Source organism: Pseudomonas sp. yb_5 (genome assembly GCF_043103865.1).
In the GTDB taxonomy this organism is placed as follows: Bacteria; Pseudomonadota; Gammaproteobacteria; order Pseudomonadales; family Pseudomonadaceae; genus Aquipseudomonas; species Aquipseudomonas putida_Y.
In genome coordinates this window covers 1-18779 of record NZ_JBICKE010000077.1, presented here as the reverse complement: position 1 = coordinate 18779, position 18779 = coordinate 1, and the positions used below count along the sequence as shown (strand labels likewise).

The 18779-nt window shown below is 61.4% G+C and carries 16 protein-coding genes; 10 read left to right on the top strand and 6 right to left on the bottom strand.

Features of this window, described 5'->3' with window-relative positions:
• Positions 1–84 precede the first annotated feature (84 nt).
• Entirely contained in the window at positions 85–546 is a 462-nt protein-coding gene (gene trmL / locus ACF8GF_RS12305) for a tRNA (uridine(34)/cytosine(34)/5-carboxymethylaminomethyluridine(34)-2'-O)-methyltransferase TrmL (protein WP_003249209.1), read from the bottom strand.
• Here trmL and ACF8GF_RS12300 point away from each other — a divergent pair.
• On the top strand, positions 545–982 hold the full coding sequence (locus ACF8GF_RS12300; RefSeq protein WP_392487857.1) for a hypothetical protein: 438 nt from the start codon (positions 545–547) through the stop codon (positions 980–982). The two genes, trmL and ACF8GF_RS12300, sit on opposite strands and share 2 nt — an antisense overlap.
• Positions 983–1571: 589 nt before the next feature.
• Here ACF8GF_RS12300 and ntrC read toward each other — a convergent pair.
• From ntrC to glnA, 3 genes are all read right to left on the bottom strand, one after another.
• Entirely contained in the window at positions 1572–3008 is a 1437-nt protein-coding gene (ntrC, locus tag ACF8GF_RS12295) for a nitrogen regulation protein NR(I) (protein WP_176684809.1), read from the bottom strand.
• Positions 3005–4090, bottom strand: a complete 1086-nt coding sequence (gene glnL / locus ACF8GF_RS12290) for a nitrogen regulation protein NR(II) (protein ID WP_209969488.1) — start codon at positions 4088–4090, stop codon at positions 3005–3007. The genes ntrC and glnL overlap by 4 nt, the downstream gene beginning before the upstream one ends.
• Positions 4091–4455: 365 nt before the next feature.
• Positions 4456–5862 (bottom strand): type I glutamate--ammonia ligase, encoded by a 1407-nt coding sequence (gene glnA, locus ACF8GF_RS12285; protein WP_021783715.1) that lies wholly within the window; start codon positions 5860–5862, stop codon positions 4456–4458.
• A gap of 470 nt (positions 5863–6332) precedes the next feature.
• Here glnA and thiI point away from each other — a divergent pair, with 470 nt between their 5' ends.
• Together thiI and typA are read left to right on the top strand one after the other, a co-directional pair.
• Complete coding sequence (gene thiI, locus ACF8GF_RS12280; RefSeq protein WP_003249221.1) at positions 6333–7787, top strand: tRNA uracil 4-sulfurtransferase ThiI; 1455 nt, start codon at positions 6333–6335, stop codon at positions 7785–7787.
• Positions 7788–7915: 128 nt separating this feature from the next.
• The gene (gene typA, locus ACF8GF_RS12275; RefSeq protein ID WP_021783717.1) at positions 7916–9736 is read left to right on the top strand and encodes a translational GTPase TypA; all 1821 of its coding nucleotides are present in this window, start codon (positions 7916–7918) and stop codon (positions 9734–9736) included.
• 189 nt (positions 9737–9925) lie between these two features.
• On the opposite strand, the gene ACF8GF_RS12270 is transcribed toward typA, so the two are convergent.
• Positions 9926–10330, bottom strand: coding sequence for a YkgJ family cysteine cluster protein (locus tag ACF8GF_RS12270; protein WP_049870388.1), 405 nt, complete (start codon positions 10328–10330; stop codon positions 9926–9928).
• A 184-nt stretch (positions 10331–10514) separates the two neighbouring features.
• Here ACF8GF_RS12270 and ACF8GF_RS12265 point away from each other — a divergent pair, with 184 nt between their 5' ends.
• The 5 genes from ACF8GF_RS12265 to ACF8GF_RS12245 all read left to right on the top strand — a co-directional run bounded on the left by ACF8GF_RS12265 (position 10515) and on the right by ACF8GF_RS12245 (position 15863).
• Positions 10515–12965: a glycogen/starch/alpha-glucan phosphorylase gene (locus ACF8GF_RS12265; protein ID WP_176684812.1), complete on the top strand. Its 2451-nt coding sequence runs from the start codon at positions 10515–10517 to the stop codon at positions 12963–12965.
• A 237-nt stretch (positions 12966–13202) separates the two neighbouring features.
• Positions 13203–14213 carry a class 1 fructose-bisphosphatase gene (locus ACF8GF_RS12260; RefSeq protein WP_176684813.1) on the top strand — a complete coding sequence of 337 codons (1011 nt, stop codon included), beginning with the start codon at positions 13203–13205 and terminating at the stop codon, positions 14211–14213.
• Between the two features lie 3 nt (positions 14214–14216).
• Positions 14217–14813 carry a DUF924 family protein gene (locus ACF8GF_RS12255; RefSeq protein WP_176684814.1) on the top strand — a complete coding sequence of 199 codons (597 nt, stop codon included), beginning with the start codon at positions 14217–14219 and terminating at the stop codon, positions 14811–14813.
• Positions 14814–15039: 226 nt separating this feature from the next.
• Positions 15040–15294 (top strand): outer membrane protein assembly factor BamE, encoded by a 255-nt coding sequence (gene bamE, locus ACF8GF_RS12250; RefSeq protein WP_009681214.1) that lies wholly within the window; start codon positions 15040–15042, stop codon positions 15292–15294.
• Positions 15291–15863, top strand: coding sequence for a lipocalin family protein (locus ACF8GF_RS12245; protein ID WP_176684815.1), 573 nt, complete (start codon positions 15291–15293; stop codon positions 15861–15863). Before bamE ends, ACF8GF_RS12245 begins: the two co-directional genes overlap by 4 nt.
• Before the next feature lie 69 nt (positions 15864–15932).
• On the opposite strand, the gene ACF8GF_RS12240 is transcribed toward ACF8GF_RS12245, so the two are convergent.
• Positions 15933–17297 (bottom strand): formimidoylglutamate deiminase, encoded by a 1365-nt coding sequence (locus ACF8GF_RS12240; RefSeq protein WP_392487856.1) that lies wholly within the window; start codon positions 17295–17297, stop codon positions 15933–15935.
• Positions 17298–17441: 144 nt separating this feature from the next.
• Here ACF8GF_RS12240 and hutC point away from each other — a divergent pair, with 144 nt between their 5' ends.
• Positions 17442–18152: a histidine utilization repressor gene (gene hutC, locus ACF8GF_RS12235; RefSeq protein ID WP_176684829.1), complete on the top strand. Its 711-nt coding sequence runs from the start codon at positions 17442–17444 to the stop codon at positions 18150–18152.
• Positions 18149–18721 (top strand): HutD family protein, encoded by a 573-nt coding sequence (locus tag ACF8GF_RS12230; RefSeq protein ID WP_176684817.1) that lies wholly within the window; start codon positions 18149–18151, stop codon positions 18719–18721. Before hutC ends, ACF8GF_RS12230 begins: the two co-directional genes overlap by 4 nt.
• Positions 18722–18779 lie beyond the last annotated feature (58 nt).

Here is an 18779-nt window from a genome sequence, read left to right as displayed (position 1 = left end):
ACCCGCTGCTACAGGCGATCGCGCAGTTCCCTCGACCTGTGTAGGAGCGGGTTTACCCGCGAAAAGGCCGGCACAGGCGACACATCAGCTCCCGGCAAACCCGTTCTGCCGCCACGCCTCATACACCGTCACCGCCACGGTATTGGACAGGTTCAGGCTACGGCACCCCGGCCGCATCGGCAGGCGCAGGCGGTGTTCGGCCGGCAGGCTGTCCAGCACCTCGGCCGGCAGCCCGCGGCTCTCCGGCCCGAACAGGAAGGCGTCGCCCGGCTGGAAGGCCACTTCGTGGAACGGGTGCGAGCCCTTGGTGGTAAAGGCGAACAACCGTGGGTTGCCAAGGCTTTCCAGGCATCCGGCCAAGCTCTCGTGACGCTTGAGCGTGGCATACTCGTGGTAGTCCAGCCCTGCGCGGCGCAGGCGCTTGTCATCCAGTTCGAAGCTGATGGGTTCGATCAGGTGCAGGGCGCAGCCGCTGTTGGCACATAGACGAATGATGTTGCCGGTATTCGGCGGAATTTCTGGTTGAAAAAGGATGACGTGAAACATGCACGGCTCCAAGCGTGAAGATGACGGGCATTCTACTCCTGAACCGGACGTGCGTTCGAAGGCCTTCCCACGGGTGATGCTGTCGTTGGCGATCGTCGGCTTGATGGTGGGGCTGATGATCGGTCGCCTGACTACGCCCGACGAGCGTGAGTTGCAACAGGTGCAGGTGATACAGGATGGCCTGGAGCTTTGGTTCAACGAAGAGCCCAAGCTGCATGGCGAGAACGTGGAAGGGACGGTGGCGTTGCTGTTCCAGGCCCAGGGCAAGGCTCAGCAAGGGCAGCTTAGCCTGCAAGGCAAGCCGGTGAGCTGGCGGGTACAGCACACCAAGGAAGGTTTGTTGCTGACGGTGGTGGCCGCGCGCCCCCTGCACGGCGAATGGGCCGGTGCAGAGGACGCTGGGCGCTGGCGGGTGCAAGTGAAACTGCACGAATAAAAGAGGGGATATCCCGGCCTGCCTGTACCAGGGTCCCCAAAAGGGGTACTGCGTATAAAGGGGGGATGTCCCGGCCTGCCTGTACCGAGGTCCCCAAAACGGGCGGTGCTGCGTATAAAAGAGGGGTTCACCCGGCCTGCCTGTACCAGGGCCCCCGAAACTGTAGATGTATTGCTTATTGCAGGGGGCGTGCCAGTTTTGCAAAAGCCGTGAATACTGGGCTTTGCGGGTGATTTGGCCGGATTTTAAGGGTATTTGTGCCTTCGAGAGGTGCAGCCGGCACAGGAACGGTGCATTCAGACGGCTGAAATGGCTGGGGCCGCTTTGCGCCCCATCGCGACACAAGGCCGCTCCCACAGGATCGTGGTAGGAGCGGGTTTACCCGCGAATACGATGGTGGCGGCAATGGTGAGCGGCAGGTGGAGATTGGCCAGCAGGCCCGGCCTCTTCGCGGGTGAACCCGCTCCTACGACGACCCCGATGTGTGTCCATCGCATCAGCCTTGGGGCAGAGGTGATCCCGTGGGAGCGGCCTTGTGTCGCGATGGGCTGCAAAGCAGCCCCAGCAATCTAGAAGGCTAATTCAGAGCTCAGTGGTCATCACCTTCCTCATCATCCCCACCAGCCACATTCATCCCCAATTCCTTGATCTTGCGCGTCAGGGTGTTACGCCCCCAGCCCAGCAACAGCGCGGCATCCCGCCGGCGTCCGGCGGTGTGCTTGAGTGCCGTCTCGATCATGATCCGTTCAAAGCTCGGCACTGCGCTGTCCAGCAGGTTGGTCTGCCCGCGCGCCAAGGCCTGGTCGGCCCACTGGCGCAGGGCCTGCTCCCAGTTGGTTACCGGCGCGGCGTCTTGTGGCAGGTTCAGCAGTTCTGGCGGCAGGTCACCGATCAGCACTTCGCGGCTGGAGGCCATCACGGTAATCCAGCGGCAAGTGTTCTCCATCTGCCGCACGTTGCCCGGCCATGGCAGGTTGCGGATGAACTCTTCAGTCTCCGGCTTGAGGATCTTCGGCTCGACTGCCAACTCCTGGGCGGCCCGGGCAAGGAAGTGGCGGGCGAGGGCGGGGATATCTTCGCGGCGGTCGGCCAGGCGCGGAATGTGGATACGGATGACATTAAGACGGTGGAACAAGTCTTCACGGAACTTGCCGGCCTGCACCAGTGATTCCAGGTTCTGGTGGGTGGCGGCGATGATGCGCACGTCGACCTTGACTGGCACGTGGCCGCCCACGCGGTAGAACTCGCCGTCGGCCAGCACGCGCAGCAGGCGGGTCTGGGTGTCGGCGGGCATGTCCCCGATTTCGTCGAGGAACAGCGTGCCGCCATCGGCCTGCTCGAAACGGCCCCGACGCAAGTTGGCAGCACCTGTGAAGGCGCCTTTCTCATGGCCGAACAGCTCCGACTCCATCAGATCCTTGGGGATGGCGGCCATGTTCAGGGCAATGAACGGCGATGCTGCGCGCGGGCTGTGTCGGTGCAGGGCGTGGGCCACCAGTTCTTTGCCGGTGCCGGACTCGCCGTTGATCAGCACGGTGATGTTGGAGTGGCTGAGGCGGCCGATGGCACGGAACACCTCCTGCATCGCCGGGGCTTCGCCAATGATTTCCGGGGTGCGCGCCAGGTTCTGTGGCACATCCAGGCCTTGCTGCTCCTGGGCGTGCTGGTTGGCGCGCTTGACCAGCGATACCGCTTCGTCGACATCGAATGGCTTGGGCAGGTACTCGAAGGCACCGCCCTGGTACGAGGCCACGGCGCTGTCCAGGTCGGAGTGGGCGGTCATGATGATGACCGGCAGGCGCGGGTGCTGCTCGCGGATCTGCGCCAGCAGGTCGAGGCCGCTGGTGCCAGGCATGCGGATGTCGGAAATGATCACGTCGGGTTGCTGGCGTGCCAAGCGCCCCATGACACCATCTGCGCTGTCGAAGCTCTGGGTGGTCATGCCTTCCTGTTGCAGGGCTTTTTCCAGGACCCAGCGGATGGAGCGATCATCGTCGACGATCCAGACGGTTTCACTTCGGCTCATGAGGCGGTGGCTCCTTGTTCCAGAGGCAGGTAAATCGAGAAGGCGGTATGGCCTGCGTGGCTTTCACACTCGATCAGGCCCTGGTGCTGGCTGATGATGTTCTGGGTAATGGCCAGGCCCAGCCCGGTACCGTCCGGGCGACCACTGACCATGGGATAGAAGAGGGTGTCTTGCAGTTCCGGCGGGATGCCCGGGCCGTTGTCGATGATCTCTACCCGCGCTACCAGGCGGTGACGCACGTGGCCGATGGTGAACTGGCGCAGGGCGCGGCTGCGCAAGGTAATGCGACCCAGGCGCAGCTCATTCTGCGCGCTGATCGCCTGCATGGCGTTGCGCACGATGTTGAGTACGGCCTGAATCATCTGCTCTCGGTCGATCAGCACGTCCGGCAGGCTCGGGTCGTAATCGCGCACCAAAGTGATGCACCCCTGGCTTTCGGCATCGACCAGGCTGCACACCCGCTCCAGCACTTCGTGAATATTGGTCATGGCCAGCGACGGCAGCTTGTTCGAGCCGAGCATGCGGTCGACCAGGTTACGCAAACGGTCAGCCTCTTCGATGATTACATTGGTGTAATCGCGCAGCCCTTCCTCGGGCAGTTCGCGGGCCAGTAGCTGGGCCGCTCCGCGGATGCCGCCAAGGGGGTTCTTGATTTCGTGGGCCAGGCCGCGTACCAGCATCTTGGTGGTTTCCTGCTTGCTCAGTTGAGCCTCTTCCTTGGTGATGCGCAGCAGCCGGTCCCGCGGATGCACTTCGAGCAACAGCAGGGTCTGGCCTTGATGCAGTATCGGCGTTACCGCGTAGTCGACAGTGATGGTCTGCCCGGTCAGCGATGTAAGCTGCGCTTCACGCTTGGTGAACGGGTGCGCCTGCTCGACCGCCTGGCGCAGCGAGCTGAGCGCCTCGGTCGATTCGGTGAACAGTTCGCTGATGAACTGCCCATGGCTGCGCTGGCCACTGACGGCCAGTAGCATTTCTGCGGCCGGATTCATGTACTCCAGGCGCAGCTCGGCGTTGAGCAGCAACGTGGCAGTGGTCAGGTTGTCCAGAAGCAGACGGTGCTGTGCATCGCTGATGGTCATAAGGCGTCGTTGACCTCTTTTGGCGCTTGCCTGGCACTGTTATGGCCAGGGCCGGACGCGGGGTGGATCCACTGATGCGAGACTCTTGATAAGAAAATGCAAGAAACAAACCAAAGCGCCGAAAAGAAGCGGAATTTGCCGAGAAAGGCCTGAAACTGCGCAAATTCGGACCAGAAAGTCTTGGTGAAACGTTTAATTTGAACCAGATTGGGGAGCAAATGAGGGCATGGTGTGAATTAGTGCACCAAGATAGAGCATAGCGTGACAGGCGGGGTTGCAGTGCTTCTGCTTGGTGCGCAGAAACGAAAACGGCCTCCCGGAGGAGGCCGTTGTGATCAGGTCATCGGCGCGGGGCGCCAATCAGATCAGCAGCTGTAGTACAGCTCGTATTCCAGCGGGTGCACGAAGGTGCGGACCTTGATTTCTTCTTCGCTCTTCAGCTCGATGAAGGCATCGATGAAGTCGTCGGAGAACACGCCGCCCTTGGTCAGGAACGCACGGCCTTTATCCAGCTCTTCCAGAGCTTCTTTCAGGCTGCCGCACACTTGCGGGATGTTCTTGGCTTCTTCTGGCGGCAGGTCGTACAGGTTCTTGTCGGCCGCGTCGCCTGGGTGGATCTTGTTCTGGATGCCGTCCAGGCCAGCCATCAGCAGGGCCGCGAAGGCCAGGTACGGGTTGGCCGATGGGTCCGGGAAGCGTGCTTCGATACGGCGGGCTTTCGGGCTGCCAACGTAAGGAATACGGATCGAGGCGGAGCGGTTGCGAGCCGAGTAGGCCAGCATTACCGGGGCTTCGAAGCCTGGAACCAGACGCTTGTAGGAGTTGGTCGACGGGTTGGTGAAGCCGTTCAGGGCCTTACCGTGCTTGATGATACCGCCGATGAAGTACAGGGCGGTGTCGGACAGGCCGGCATAGCCTTCACCCGAGAAGGTGTTCTTGCCGTCTTTCCAGATCGACATGTGCACGTGCATGCCCGAGCCGTTGTCGCCATACAGTGGCTTCGGCATGAAGGTGGCGGTACGGCCGTAAGCGTCGGCAACGTTGTGCACGACGTATTTCAGCGCCTGTACTTCGTCAGCCTTCTTCACCAGGGTGTTGAACTTGACGCCGATTTCGTTCTGGCCGGCAGTCGCCACTTCGTGGTGGTGAACTTCAACGGTCTGGCCCATTTCTTCCAGAGCGTTGCACATGGCAGTACGGATTTCGTGGTCGTGGTCGAACGGCGGAACCGGGAAGTAGCCACCTTTCACGCCTGGACGGTGGCCTTTGTTACCGCCTTCCACGTCAGCGCCGGTCATCCACGAGCCCTGCTCGGAGAAGATCTTGAACATCGAGCCGGAGATGTCCGACTGGAACTTCACTTCGTCGAAGATGAAGAACTCAGGCTCTGGGCCGGCGAATACGGTGTCACCGATGCCGGTGCTCTTCAGGTACTCTTCGGCGCGCTTGGCGATTGCACGTGGGTCACGATCGTAGCCCTGCATGCTCGACGGGTCGACGATGTCGCAGGTAATGATCAGGGTTGGCTCTTCGGTGAACGGATCCAGAACGGCGGTTTCGTCAACCGGCATCAGGATCATGTCGGAGGCTTCGATGCCTTTCCAGCCAGCGATGGAGGAACCGTCGAACATCTTGCCGACTTCGAAGAAGTCTTCGTCCAGCGCATCACGCGACGGCATGGTCACGTGGTGCTGAGTGCCTTTGGTGTCCGTGAAACGCAGATCAATCCACTTGACGTCATGATCTTTGATGAGTTGAACCGACTTCGACATGTTGTCCTCCGGATGGTCTAGAGCGCGGTGGGCCGCTGCCCTGGAAAAAGGGTGTTGCCGGGCGCGGATAGTCGGCCAAGCTTACCTGCCTCACAAGGGAGCAAATTGCATGCCAGTGCCCGAAAATGGCGAGGCTGGGATAAAAGGGGGCGTTTGCGGGCATTTGGCGTTGGGGTGGCGGGCAAAAGTGCACCCTTACGATGCGTTTTTTGATCATCTCGCACCAATAGGGTGCGTGGCATGAGTGGTGTGCCAGCTTCCAGGGTCTCTTCGCGGGTAAACCCGCTCCTACGGGCTTTGCACTGCTTGTAGGCGCGGGCGCACCCGCGAAAGGGCCGGAACAGGCACTGCAAAACCCGCTCTCTGCATTTATCTCAAAGCTTCTGATCAAAAGTTGGTCAAATCCTGAGCAATTTCCGATATAATTCGCGCCCCTCATTTTCGGCAGGCCCTGCGCGCGCTGTTAACCAATGAAACTTATCGTCAAAGTCTTCCCAGAAATCACCATCAAAAGCCGGCCGGTGCGCAAGCGCTTCATCCGCCAGCTTGGCAAGAACATCCGCAACGTGCTCAAGGATCTCGACCCTGAGCTCGCGGTCGATGGTGTCTGGGACAATCTCGAAGTGGTTACCCGCGTCGAAGACGAAAAAGTCCAGCGCGAGATGATCGAGCGCCTCACCTGCACGCCGGGTATCACCCACTTCCTGCAGGTCGAGGAATACCCGCTGGGTGACTTCGACGACATCGTCGCCAAGTGCAAGCACCACTTCGGCCACCTGCTGGCCGGCAAGCACTTCGCCGTGCGCTGCAAGCGCGGTGGCCACCATGACTTCACCTCGATGGACGTCGACCGTTACGTCGGCAGCCAGCTGCGCCAGCAGTGTGGCGCAGCCGGGATCGAGCTGAAGAAGCCTGAAGTGCTGGTGCGCATCGAAATCCGCGACCAGCGCCTGTACGTGATCCACAACCAGCACAACGGCATCGGCGGTTATCCGCTGGGCGCCCTGGAGCAGACCCTGGTGCTGATGTCCGGTGGTTTCGACTCCACCGTTGCGGCCTACCAGATGATGCGCCGCGGCCTGATGACCCACTTCTGCTTCTTCAACCTCGGCGGCCGTGCCCACGAGCTGGGCGTGATGGAAGTGGCCCACTACCTGTGGAAGAAGTACGGCAGCAGCCAGCGTGTACTGTTCATCAGCGTGCCGTTCGAAGAAGTGGTTGGCGAAATCCTCAACAAGGTCGACAACAGCTACATGGGCGTGACCCTCAAGCGCATGATGCTGCGCGGCGCCGCCCATATGGCCGACCGCCTGCAGATCGACGCGCTGGTGACCGGCGAAGCGATTTCCCAGGTGTCCAGCCAGACCTTGCCGAACCTGTCGATCATCGACTCGGCCACCGACAAGCTGGTGCTGCGCCCGCTGCTGGCCAGCCACAAGCAGGACATCATCGACCAGGCCACCGAAATCGGCACCGCGGACTTTGCCAAGCACATGCCGGAATACTGCGGCGTGATCTCGGTAAACCCGACTACCCATGCCAAGCGTCACCGCATGGAGCACGAAGAAAAGCAGTTCGACATGGCCGTGCTGGAGCGCGCTCTTGAGCGCGCCAAGTTCATTTCCATCGACCATGTGATCGATGAGCTGGGCAAGGACATCGAAATCGAGGAAGTGGCCGAGGCGCTGCCTGGCCAGATCGTCATCGACATTCGCCACCCCGATGCCCAGGAAGACGAACCACTGGTGCTGGAAGGTATCGAGGTCCAGGCCATGCCGTTCTACGCCATCAACAGCAAGTTCAAGCACCTGGACCCTACGCGCCAGTACTTGCTGTATTGCGACAAGGGTGTGATGAGCCGTTTGCACGCACACCACCTGCTCAGTGAGGGACATGCCAATGTGCGTGTTTATCGTCCGACATAAGATGCCGGGGCTGTATGGCGGCAGTATTCGCCATCGCCCTCCCGACCGCCGGGCCCGCTGAGCCTTAAACAGTACATATTGGCCGCCTACACTGGGCGGCAACCGAATCCTCTGATCGAGATACACTTGTGATCGAAAATCTGCGTAACATCGCCATCATCGCCCACGTTGACCATGGTAAAACCACTCTGGTCGACAAACTCCTGCGTCAGTCCGGCACTCTGGAGCGTAACGAGCTCAACGACGAGCGCGTCATGGACTCCAACGACCAGGAAAAAGAGCGCGGTATTACCATTCTGGCGAAAAACACCGCCATCAACTGGAACGGCTACCACATCAACATCGTCGACACCCCCGGCCACGCCGACTTCGGTGGCGAGGTTGAGCGTGTAATGTCGATGGTCGACTCCGTGCTGCTGCTGGTCGACGCCCAGGACGGCCCGATGCCGCAAACCCGCTTCGTGACCAAGAAGGCCTTCGAAGCCGGCCTGAAGCCAATCGTCGTGATCAACAAGGTTGACCGCCCAGGCGCGCGTCCTGACTGGGTTCTGGACCAGATCTTCGACCTGTTCGACAACCTCGGTGCCACCGACGAACAGCTGGACTTCAAAGTGGTCTACGCCTCGGCCCTGAACGGCATTGCCGGCCTGGACCACACCGCCATGGGCGAAGACATGACCGCGCTGTACCAGTCGATCATCGACAACGTACCGGCTCCGTCTGTTGACCGCGAAGGCCCGTTCCAGATGCAGATCTCCGCACTGGACTACAACAGCTTCCTCGGCGTTATCGGTGTTGGCCGCATCGCCCGTGGTCGTGTCAAGCCGAACACCCCGGTTGTCGCCATCGACACCAACGGCAAGAAGCGTAACGGCCGTATCCTGAAGCTGATGGGGCACCACGGTCTGCACCGCGTTGACGTCGAAGAAGCCCAGGCTGGCGATATCGTCTGCATCAGCGGTTTCGATGAGCTGTTCATCTCCGACACCCTGTGCGCCCCGGATGCGGTAGAAGCGATGAAGCCGCTGACCGTTGACGAGCCGACCGTTTCGATGACCTTCCAGGTCAACGACTCGCCGTTCTGCGGTAAAGAAGGCAAGTTCGTCACCAGCCGTAACATCAAGGACCGTCTGGACAAGGAACTGCTGTACAACGTTGCCCTGCGCGTTCAGGAAACCGACTCCCCTGACAAGTTCAAGGTATCGGGCCGTGGTGAGCTGCACCTGTCGGTGCTGATCGAAACCATGCGTCGTGAAGGCTTCGAAATGGCCGTGGGCCGTCCTGAAGTGATCATCCGCGAAGTCGACGGCGTCAAGCAGGAGCCGTTCGAGAACGTCACCATCGACATCCCTGAAGAATCCCAGGGCAAGGTCATGGAAGAAATGGGTCTGCGTAAAGGCGACCTGACCAACATGGTTCCGGATGGCAAGGGCCGTGTTCGTCTGGAGTACAACATTCCAGCCCGTGGTCTGATCGGTTTCCGTAACCAGTTCCTGACCCTGACCAACGGTGCAGGCATCCTGACCTCGATCTTCGATCGCTACGACACCATGAAGTCGGGCCAGATGTCCGGCCGCCTCAACGGCGTACTGGTTTCGGTCGAGACCGGCAAGGCACTGACCTACTCGCTGGAAACCCTGCAGGCTCGCGGCAAGCTGTTCGTTGAGCACGGCCAGGAGATCTACAACGGTCAGATCATCGGCCTGAACAGCCGTGACAACGACCTGGGCGTGAACCCGACCAAAGGCAAGAAGCTCGACAACATGCGTGCTTCGGGCAAAGACGAAGTCATCGCCCTGGTGCCGCCAGTTCGCCACACCCTCGAGCAGGCCCTGGAGTTCATCCAGGACGACGAGCTGTGCGAAGTGACTCCTAAGTCGATCCGTCTGCGCAAGAAGATCCTGGACGAAGGCGAGCGTACCCGCGCAGCCAAGAAAGCCAAGAACTGAGTTAGCTCAGGCTGAATGAAAACGCCCCCGGTCGAAAGGCCGGGGGCGTTTTAGTTTGTCTGGGTTTTTTGTGCTGGTGGTACCGGCCTCTTCGCGGGTAAACCCGCTCAGGATTTCCACAAAGGTCAAGACCTCCACAGTACCTGTAGGAGCGGGTTTACCCGCGAAGAGGCCGGTGCAGGCAATAGATCAGCGCCCAACCACTTTGGGCTTGTAAGCACAATACCCCGGCCGCGGCCCGACCTTGGGGTGGTTGCGGCAGGTATCCGGGCGCTTGTCATAAATGGTGCACAGGCGGCTTTTACGATCCAGGTACATGCAGTCGTCGTTGCTCATCCGGGTCAGGGTGAAGATGCCCGACTTCTGGTTGAAGCGCTCGATGATGCCTTCTTTTTGCAGGCGTTTGGCCACGTTCTTGGGTGGTTCGTCTTTTTCGAACTCGTCGACCACGCCGATACGGATCAGATCCTTGATCTTCACCTCTACCGGCAGGGTGCAGCAGGTCGAATGGCAGCCGTGGCACATGTGGCTGGCGTAGCGCTGCCAAGTCTCCAGGCGGTCGACTTCGGCGGCGGCGATCAGGGTCGTTTTCATCTTTATAAGGTGGATCACGGTCTTGGGGCGCGCGATGATACCGGAATTGTTCAATTTATGAACAACCTTTTGCCGGAATCGCAGAGTGGGCATGAAAACTGCGAACCGTAACTGTCGCTCCCTGTCGAAGGGTCTAGTCTCATCACTCTCCCTCCGCTTTCGTCAACTTGCCCGAGGATGCCGCATGTCCCAGGAACCCAAAGCACGTGACGCCGAAGTCGCGGATTTTCGCGCCGCTGTACTGAACAAGCTGACCTACGCGGTCGGCAAGGACCCCGAGCATGCCTTCGACCATGACTGGTTCGAGGCCATTGCCCTGGCTGCGCGCGATCACATGGTCGACCACTGGATGGATCACACCCGGCAGGCCTATCGGCGTAGCCAGAAACGGGTCTACTACCTTTCCCTGGAGTTTCTCATCGGCCGCTTGCTGTACGACAGCCTGAGCAACCTGGGCCTGCTGGACATCGCGCGCGATGCGCTGGAGGGGCTGGATGTGGACCTCGAGCGCATTCGCCTGCTCGAGCCGGATGCTGCGCTGGGCAATGGCGGCCTTGGCCGTCTGGCGGCGTGCTTCATGGAGAGCATGTCTACCTTGGGTATCGCTGCCCATGGCTACGGCATCCGCTACGAGCATGGGTTGTTCCGTCAGGCCGTGGTCGATGGCTGGCAGCAGGAACAGACCGAAAACTGGCTGGATTTCGGCAACCCCTGGGAGTTCGAGCGCGCCGAGGTGATCTACCCGATCAGCTTTGGCGGCAGTGTCGAAACGGTGCACGATGCAAGCGGTGCCCAGCGCCAGGTATGGTGGCCTGGCGAGACGGTGCGGGCGGTAGCCTACGACACGCCGGTGGTCGGCTGGCGCGGATCCAGCGTCAACACCCTGCGCCTGTGGCGTGCCCGTGCGCTGGAAGAGTTGCACCTGGAGCGCTTCAACGCCGGTGACCACTTGGGGGCGGTGGCTGAAGTGGCGCGTGCCGAGAGCATTTCGCGGGTACTCTACCCGGCCGACAGTACCGAGGCTGGTCAGGAGCTGCGCCTTCGCCAGGAGTACTTTTTCGTCTCGGCTTCGCTGCAGGACTTGCTGCGGCGCCACCTGAACATGCACAAGGACCTGCTCAACCTGCCCGATGCAGCGGCCATCCAGCTAAACGACACCCACCCTTCGATTGCGGTGGCGGAGTTGATGCGGTTGCTGGTGGACCAGCACGAAGTGCCTTGGGAAAAGGCCTGGGAGCTGACCGTCGGCACGCTCGCCTACACCAACCACACCCTGTTGCCAGAAGCCCTGGAAACCTGGCCGGTAGCGCTGATGGAGCGCATGTTGCCGCGGCACATGCAGATCATCTACCTGATCAATGCCTACCATATCGATGCGTTGCGGGCCAAAGGCCTGCACGATTTCGACGTGCTGCGCGCGGTTTCGCTGATCGAGGAGGACAACGGCCGACGGGTGCGCATGGGCAACCTGGCGTTTCTTGGCTCGCACAGCGTCAACGGCGTGTCGGCGCTGCACAGCAAGTTGATGAAGAGCACGGTATTCTCCGAGCTGCACAAGCTCTACCCGAAACGGATCAACAACAAGACCAACGGCATTACCTTCCGCCGCTGGTTGTACCAGTCCAACCCCCAGTTGACCGAGATGCTGGTCGAGGCGCTTGGGCCGGAACTCAAGGACGACCCGCAGACACGTCTGGCGGGCCTGGTGCCGTTCGCCGACAAAGCCGGTTTCCGCAAGCAGTTCGCTGCCCAGCGGCTGCACAGCAAGCGTGCCCTGGCCAGCATCATTCAGGATCGCATCGGTGTCACGGTCAACCCCGAGGCGCTATTCGATGTTCAGGTCAAACGCATTCACGAATACAAGCGCCAGTTGCTCAACCTGCTGCACACCGTTGCACTGTATCAGGCCATACGCAATGACCCTGGCACCAACTGGGTGCCGCGGGTGAAGATCTTCGCTGGCAAGGCTGCGGCCAGTTACCACCAGGCCAAACTGATCATCAAGCTGGCCAACGACATCGCCCGGGTGGTGAACAACGACCCGACGGTGCGCGGCCTGCTGAAAGTGGTGTTCCTGCCCAACTATAACGTCAGCCTGGCCGAGAGCATCATCCCGGCGGCGGACCTTTCCGAGCAGATATCCACTGCGGGCTACGAAGCTTCCGGTACCAGCAACATGAAGTTCGGCCTCAATGGTGCACTGACCATCGGCACCCTGGATGGCGCCAATGTGGAGATGTGCGAACAGGTGGGGGCTGACAACATGTTCATCTTTGGCCTGACCGCGCAGCAGGTTGAAACGCGCAAGCGTGCCGGTGACTTTGGTGCCAACGCCGCCATAGCCGCTTCCAACCGTTTGAGCGATGTGTTGCAGGCTATTCGCAGTGGTGTGTTCTCGCCCGACGATCCCTCTCGTTACACCGGGTTGATCGACGGCCTGGTGGCCTACGACCGCTTCCTGGTGTGCGCCGATTTCGATGCCTACTGGGATGCCCAGCGGCGGGTCGAGGATCTGTGGCACACGCCGCAGGAGTGGTGGCGCAAGGCGGTGCTCAATACCGCGCGGATGGGCTGGTTCTCGTCGGATCGGACTATCCGTGAGTATGCGACCGAGATCTGGAAGGCGCTGGATTGAGGTAGGCCTGTGCTGGCTTGTTCGCGGGTAGATCCGCTTCCTGCAGGGCTTTCATCAACCAGGGAGCGCGCGTGCCCGCGAATGGCCCCACAACCAGACCACCGGCCTGGCGCGCGCTGAACTACCGACCTATTGTGCCGTCTGAGAGCCGTGGCGAGTCTCATCACTCGCTAGCCCGTCACTCTCCCTGTAAACTGCGGGGGTTTTTCATCCCCCCCAATCCGTTCGGAGCCATACATGTCCCGCGTTACCCTGAGTCGCTATCTGATTGAGCAGACCCGCAGCAACAATACCCCTGCCGATCTGCGCTTCCTGATCGAAGTGGTAGCGCGTGCGTGCAAGGAAATCAGCCATCACGTGTCCAAGGGCGCCCTCGGTGGTGTGCTGGGCAGCATGGGCACTGAAAACGTGCAGGGCGAGGTCCAGAAGAAACTGGACGTGATTTCCAACGATATCCTGCTGGAAGCCAACGAGTGGGGCGGCCACCTGGCTGGCATGGCTTCCGAAGAAATGGACAACGCCTACCAGATCCCGGGCAGGTACCCGAAAGGCGCCTACCTGCTGGTCTTCGACCCGCTGGACGGTTCGTCGAACATCGATGTCAACGTGTCGGTCGGTACCATCTTCTCGGTTCTGCGTTGCCCTAACCAGTACCTGAGCCAGAACGAAAGCCTCAACGAAGAAGCGTTCCTGCAGCCAGGTACCGAGCAGGTTGCTGCCGGTTACGCCATCTACGGCCCGCAAACCATGCTGGTCCTGACCCTGGGCAATGGCGTCAAGGGCTTCACCCTGGATCGCGAACTGGGCAGCTTCGTGCTGACTCACGAAAACATCCGCGTACCGGAAACCACTGCCGAGTTCGCCATCAACATGTCCAACCAGCGCCACTGGGAAGCCCCGGTACAGCGCTATGTGGGCGAACTGCTGGCAGGCGAGACCGGCCCGCTGAAGAAGAACTACAACATGCGCTGGATCGCCTCGATGGTGGCCGACGTGCACCGCATCCTGACCCGTGGCGGCCTGTTCATGTACCCACGTGACGCCCGCGAACCAAGCAAGCCGGGCAAGCTGCGCCTGATGTACGAAGCCAACCCGATGTCGTTCATCATCGAACAGGCCGGCGGCGCTTCCACCAACGGTTACGATCGCATCCTCGACATCAAGCCAGAAAGCCTGCACCAGCGCGTGTCGGTGATTCTCGGCTCGAAGGAAGAGGTCGAGCGCGTCACCGCCTACCACAAGGAGTAAGTCATGCTCGCACCTTGGCAGCCGTTGCTGGAGTGGTGGTTCGGTTGGGGCACCAGTGCCCAGGCCGTGGCTGACGAGAAGAGCACGCTGTGGTTCGGCAAGCATCACGATGCCGACGCCTATGCGCTGTTTGGCGATCTCGTCGAGCACGCCCTGGCGGGTGGGCTCGAGGAGTGGCAGCAAAGTCCGCAGGGCTGGCTGGGCCTGCTGATTTTGCTGGACCAACTGCCACGCATGATCTACCGCGACACGCCGCGTGCCTTCGAGGGCGACCGGCGTGCCCAGGTGGTGGCCATGCAGGGCCTGCAGAAGGGCTGGGACTACCAGCTGCTGCCGATCCAGCGGGTGTTCGTGCTGCTGGTGCTGGAGCATGCCGAAGTGCTGGACTGGCAGAACCTGTGCGTGGAACGCTATCAAATGCTGCTGGACGAACAGCCCGAGGCCAACCGCCGGCTGTTCGAAGGCTTCCTCGACTATGCCGAGCAGCACCAGCGGGTAATTGCCCGGTTCGGGCGTTTCCCGCACCGCAACCTGGTGCTGGAGCGGCCGAGTACCAGTGAAGAGATGGACTTTTTGCTGGAGCCTGGGTCCAGGTTCTAACGCCCAGGAGGCCTGCTGTGCAGGCCATCGCGACGCAAGGCCGCTCCAACAGGGGCGGCCTTTTTATTGGGCGTATGACTAATGCTTTGTGATTAATCGCACAGTAGTGGCCATCCGACCAATGGTGTAGGGGCAAGGGGGGTGGGGCAGGGAACCTGGGAGGGATTTTCACGTCGAAGGTCACTGCAGGCCACTCGCCTGTATCATCTTTCAGGAGTGTCCCTTCATGTCGTTGCGTTCCCTCGCCCTGTTGTCGCTGTGCGTCGTTCTGACTGCCTGCAGCAAGATCAACCAGGAAAACTATTCCAAGATCAAGGCCGGTATGAGCAAGGCCGAGGTCGAGCAGTTGCTCGGCACGCCGACCGAGTGTTCTGGCGCGTTGGGCATGAGCAGCTGCACCTGGGGGGACGAGAAGAGCTTCATCAGCGTGCAGTACGCAGCTGACAAGGTGCTGATGTACTCCGGGCAGGGTCTCAAATGAGGCGTGCGTACCTGCTGATGGGGGTATGCCTGGCGTTGCTGCTGGGCGGTTGTGCAGGTTCCTCGCACGACCCGCTGGCACCGAAAACCGCCGGCCATGTCGACCTCAAGCGCTACCAGGGCAAATGGTACGAGCTGGCGCGCCTGCCCATGCGCTACCAGGAAGGCTGCGAGCAGTCCGAGGCGCATTACAACCTCAAGCCTGATGGCAGTTATGGCGTGCTCAACCGCTGCCGCACCATGGGTGATGAATGGCTGCGCGCCGAAGGGCATGCGAATATCCAGGAGCCGGGGCACACCGACAAGCTCTGGGTCGAGTTCGATAACTGGTTCACCAAGCTGGTGCCAGGCGTGGCGCGGGGTGAGTACTGGATTCTTTATGTGGACGACCACTACCGTACGGCCATCGTCGGCAGCCCGGACCGCAAATACCTGTGGATATTGTCGCGTACGCCGACGCTGCCTGCCTGGGAGCGCGAGAACCTGCTGTCCAGGGCGCGGCAGCAGGGGTATGACACCAGCCGCTTGATCTGGCGGGCGTCCGATCAGCAAATAGTAAAGATGCACTGAGTTTTTGGGGTTGCGTTGCAATCCTTCGCGGGCTTGCCCGCGAAGGGCTGCAACGCAGCCCCGGTACGCTCAGCCCAAAAGCTGGCGCAACACCTCGGCAAACGCCCGCCCGCTTTCTTTTTCTTGCGCATGCCGCCCCTGGCGGACCACCCACTGCCCATTCACCATCACATCGCGTACCTGGCGATCGCCGCCGGCAAACAGCCAGCGGTTGAGAATGGCGTCACCCTCCGCCATGGCGATGTACGGGTCCTGCCCATCGAGCACCAGCCAATCGGCGCGCTTGCCCACCGCCAGCTCGCCGACCGCCTGCCCCAGTGCCTGCGCACCACCGGCCAGCGCCGCGTCATACAGCGTGCGCCCGACCATCGGCTGGTCGCCGCGATACAGGCGGTTGCGCCGTTGATCCCGCAGGCGCTGACCATATTCCAGCCAACGCAGTTCCTCCACCACGCTTAACGACACATGGCTGTCCGAGCCAATACCCATGCGCCCGCCCTGTGCCAGGAAATCCACTGCCGGGAAAATCCCGTCGCCCAGGTTGGCTTCGGTGGTCAGGCACAACCCGGCCACCGCGCCGCTGCGGGCCATGGCAGTTACTTCGTCCGGTTCGGCATGGGTAGCGTGTACCAGGCACCAGCGGCGGTCCACGTCCACGTGCTTGTACAGCCACTGCAGCGGGCGCAGGCCGCTCCAGGCCAGGCAGTCGTCAACTTCCTTCTGTTGTTCGGCGATGTGGATATGCACCGGGCACTGCCTGTCGCTGGCCGCCAGCACTTCGGCGATCTGCCCAGGTGTTACCGCCCTTAGCGAGTGGAAGCACAGGCCCAGGTGCTGCGCGGGTTGCGCGGCCAGCAGCGGGGCGAGTTGCGCTTGCAACTGCAGGTACTGTTCAGTGGAGTTGATGAAGCGCCGCTGCCCGTCGTTCGGCGCCTGGCCGCCAAAGCCTGCATGGCTGTACAGCACCGGCAGCAAGGTCAGGCCAATGCCGCTATCGGCCGCGGCTGCGCTGATGCGGAGCGACAGCTCGGCCGGGTCGGCGTAGGGCTTGCCGGCCTGGTCGTGGTGCACGTAATGGAATTCGGCCACCGAGGTGTAGCCGGCCTTGAGCATCTCGATGTACAACTGGCGGGCGATGACCTGAAGCTGCTGTGGGCTGATCTGCCCGACCAGGCGATACATCAGCTCGCGCCAGGTCCAGAAACTGTCGTTGGGGTTGCCGGCAACTTCCGCCAGGCCTGCCATGGCGCGCTGAAAGGCATGCGAGTGCAGGTTGGGCATGCCGGGCAGCAGCGGGCCGGCCAGGCGCTCGGTGCCTTCGACCGAAGCGCCTGGCTCGATGCTGGCCACATGGCCATCGCTGGCGACCTCGATACGCACATGGCTGGCCCAGCCCGTAGGTAGCAGGGCGCGTTCGGCGAAGTAGGCAGACATCGGTGGAATCCTGTTATTGTTAACTTGTATATACATATACAGGCGTTTGCCTGCCGGGTAAACTGCGGCAAGCTACCGCTCATTTCATTTGCACAAGGATCCATCGCCGTGCCGACACCTCCTGTCTCCGCGCTGGTTGCCCAGATGGGCGAGGGCCCGGCGCCGCTCTACGCCCGGGTCAAACAGATGATCATCCAGCAGATCGACAACGGCAGCTGGCCACCGCATCACCGGGTACCCTCCGAGAGCGAGCTGGTCAACGAGCTGGGCTTCAGCCGCATGACCATCAACCGCGCCCTGCGTGAACTCACCGCCGAAGGCCTGCTGGTGCGCATGCAGGGGGTCGGCACCTTCGTGGCCGAGCCCAAGGGCCGTTCGGCGCTGTTCGAGGTCAACAACATCGCTGACGAAATCGCCGCCCGTGGCCACCAGCATAGCTGCCAGGTGATCACGCTTGCCGAGGAAGCGGCCGGCTCCGAACGGGCGTTGGCCCTGGACATGCGTGAAGGTCAGCGGGTGTTCCATTCGCTGATCGTGCATTTCGAGAATGGCGTGCCGGTGCAGATCGAGGACCGTTACGTCAACGCGGCCATCGCCCCCGACTACCTCAAGCAGGACTTTACTCGGCAGACGCCTTACGCCTACCTGTCCCAGGTGGCGCCGTTGACCGAAGGCGAGCACGTGGTCGAGGCGATCCTGGCCGAGCCGGAAGAATGCCGCCTGTTGCAGATCGAGCAGGGCGAGCCTTGCCTGCTGATTCGTCGTCGCACCTGGTCCGGTCGTCAGCCGGTGACCGCTGCACGGCTGATCCACCCCGGTTCCCGTCATCGCCTGGAAGGACGTTTCAGCAAATGAGTCAGCTGCAGTTGATGCGTGCGCACGATTACCCGCGCATGCCGTGGAAGAACGGTGGCGGTTTCACCGAAGAGATTACCCGCGACAGTGGCGAGGGCCTGGACGGTTTTGGCTGGCGTCTGTCGATTGCCGATATCGAGGAGTCGGGCGGCTTTTCCGCCTTCGTCGGTTACCAACGGATCATCACCGTGCTGCAGGGCGACGGCATGCGGCTGCTGGTCGACGGCCAGGCCAGCCGGCCATTGCTGGCGTTCGATGCGTTTGCCTTCAGCGGCGAGAACCAGGTCAGCTGCAAGTTGCTGGGCGGGCCGATCCGCGATTTCAATCTGATCTATTCGCCGCAGCGATATCGGGCGCGGTTGCAGTGGCTGGATGGCACCAGCCGGGTGTACAGCTCGGCGTCGACGGTGTTGTTGTTTGCTGCCAGCAGCCTGGTCGAAGTCACTATTTCCGGGCGCGAGACGCAGCGGTTGGGGTTGTTCGACTGCTTGCGGCTGGATGGCAATGACGAATTGCTTGGGCTGGAGGTTCAGGGGCGGTTCTGCCTGATTGAACTGATTGAGTGCTGAGGGTCTGGCTGTAGGTTTTTATCGCCTGTGAGATCGAGCGCCGCCAGGTGTCCGCCTC

Coding starts and splice junctions, on each gene's coding strand:
- ACF8GF_RS12300 (WP_392487857.1), top strand. CDS start 545: ATGCACGGCTCCAAGCGTGAAGATGACGGGCATTCTACTCCTGAACCG.
- ACF8GF_RS12270 (WP_049870388.1), bottom strand. CDS start 10,330: ATGAAAACGACCCTGATCGCCGCCGCCGAAGTCGACCGCCTGGAGACT.
- ntrC (WP_176684809.1), bottom strand. CDS start 3,008: ATGAGCCGAAGTGAAACCGTCTGGATCGTCGACGATGATCGCTCCATC.
- ACF8GF_RS12260 (WP_176684813.1), top strand. CDS start 13,203: ATGTCCCGCGTTACCCTGAGTCGCTATCTGATTGAGCAGACCCGCAGC.
- glnA (WP_021783715.1), bottom strand. CDS start 5,862: ATGTCGAAGTCGGTTCAACTCATCAAAGATCATGACGTCAAGTGGATT.
- thiI (WP_003249221.1), top strand. CDS start 6,333: ATGAAACTTATCGTCAAAGTCTTCCCAGAAATCACCATCAAAAGCCGG.
- hutC (WP_176684829.1), top strand. CDS start 17,442: ATGGGCGAGGGCCCGGCGCCGCTCTACGCCCGGGTCAAACAGATGATC.
- glnL (WP_209969488.1), bottom strand. CDS start 4,090: ATGACCATCAGCGATGCACAGCACCGTCTGCTTCTGGACAACCTGACC.
- ACF8GF_RS12230 (WP_176684817.1), top strand. CDS start 18,149: ATGAGTCAGCTGCAGTTGATGCGTGCGCACGATTACCCGCGCATGCCG.
- ACF8GF_RS12245 (WP_176684815.1), top strand. CDS start 15,291: ATGAGGCGTGCGTACCTGCTGATGGGGGTATGCCTGGCGTTGCTGCTG.
- trmL (WP_003249209.1), bottom strand. CDS start 546: ATGTTTCACGTCATCCTTTTTCAACCAGAAATTCCGCCGAATACCGGC.
- ACF8GF_RS12255 (WP_176684814.1), top strand. CDS start 14,217: ATGCTCGCACCTTGGCAGCCGTTGCTGGAGTGGTGGTTCGGTTGGGGC.
- ACF8GF_RS12240 (WP_392487856.1), bottom strand. CDS start 17,297: ATGTCTGCCTACTTCGCCGAACGCGCCCTGCTACCTACGGGCTGGGCC.
- bamE (WP_009681214.1), top strand. CDS start 15,040: ATGTCGTTGCGTTCCCTCGCCCTGTTGTCGCTGTGCGTCGTTCTGACT.
- ACF8GF_RS12265 (WP_176684812.1), top strand. CDS start 10,515: ATGTCCCAGGAACCCAAAGCACGTGACGCCGAAGTCGCGGATTTTCGC.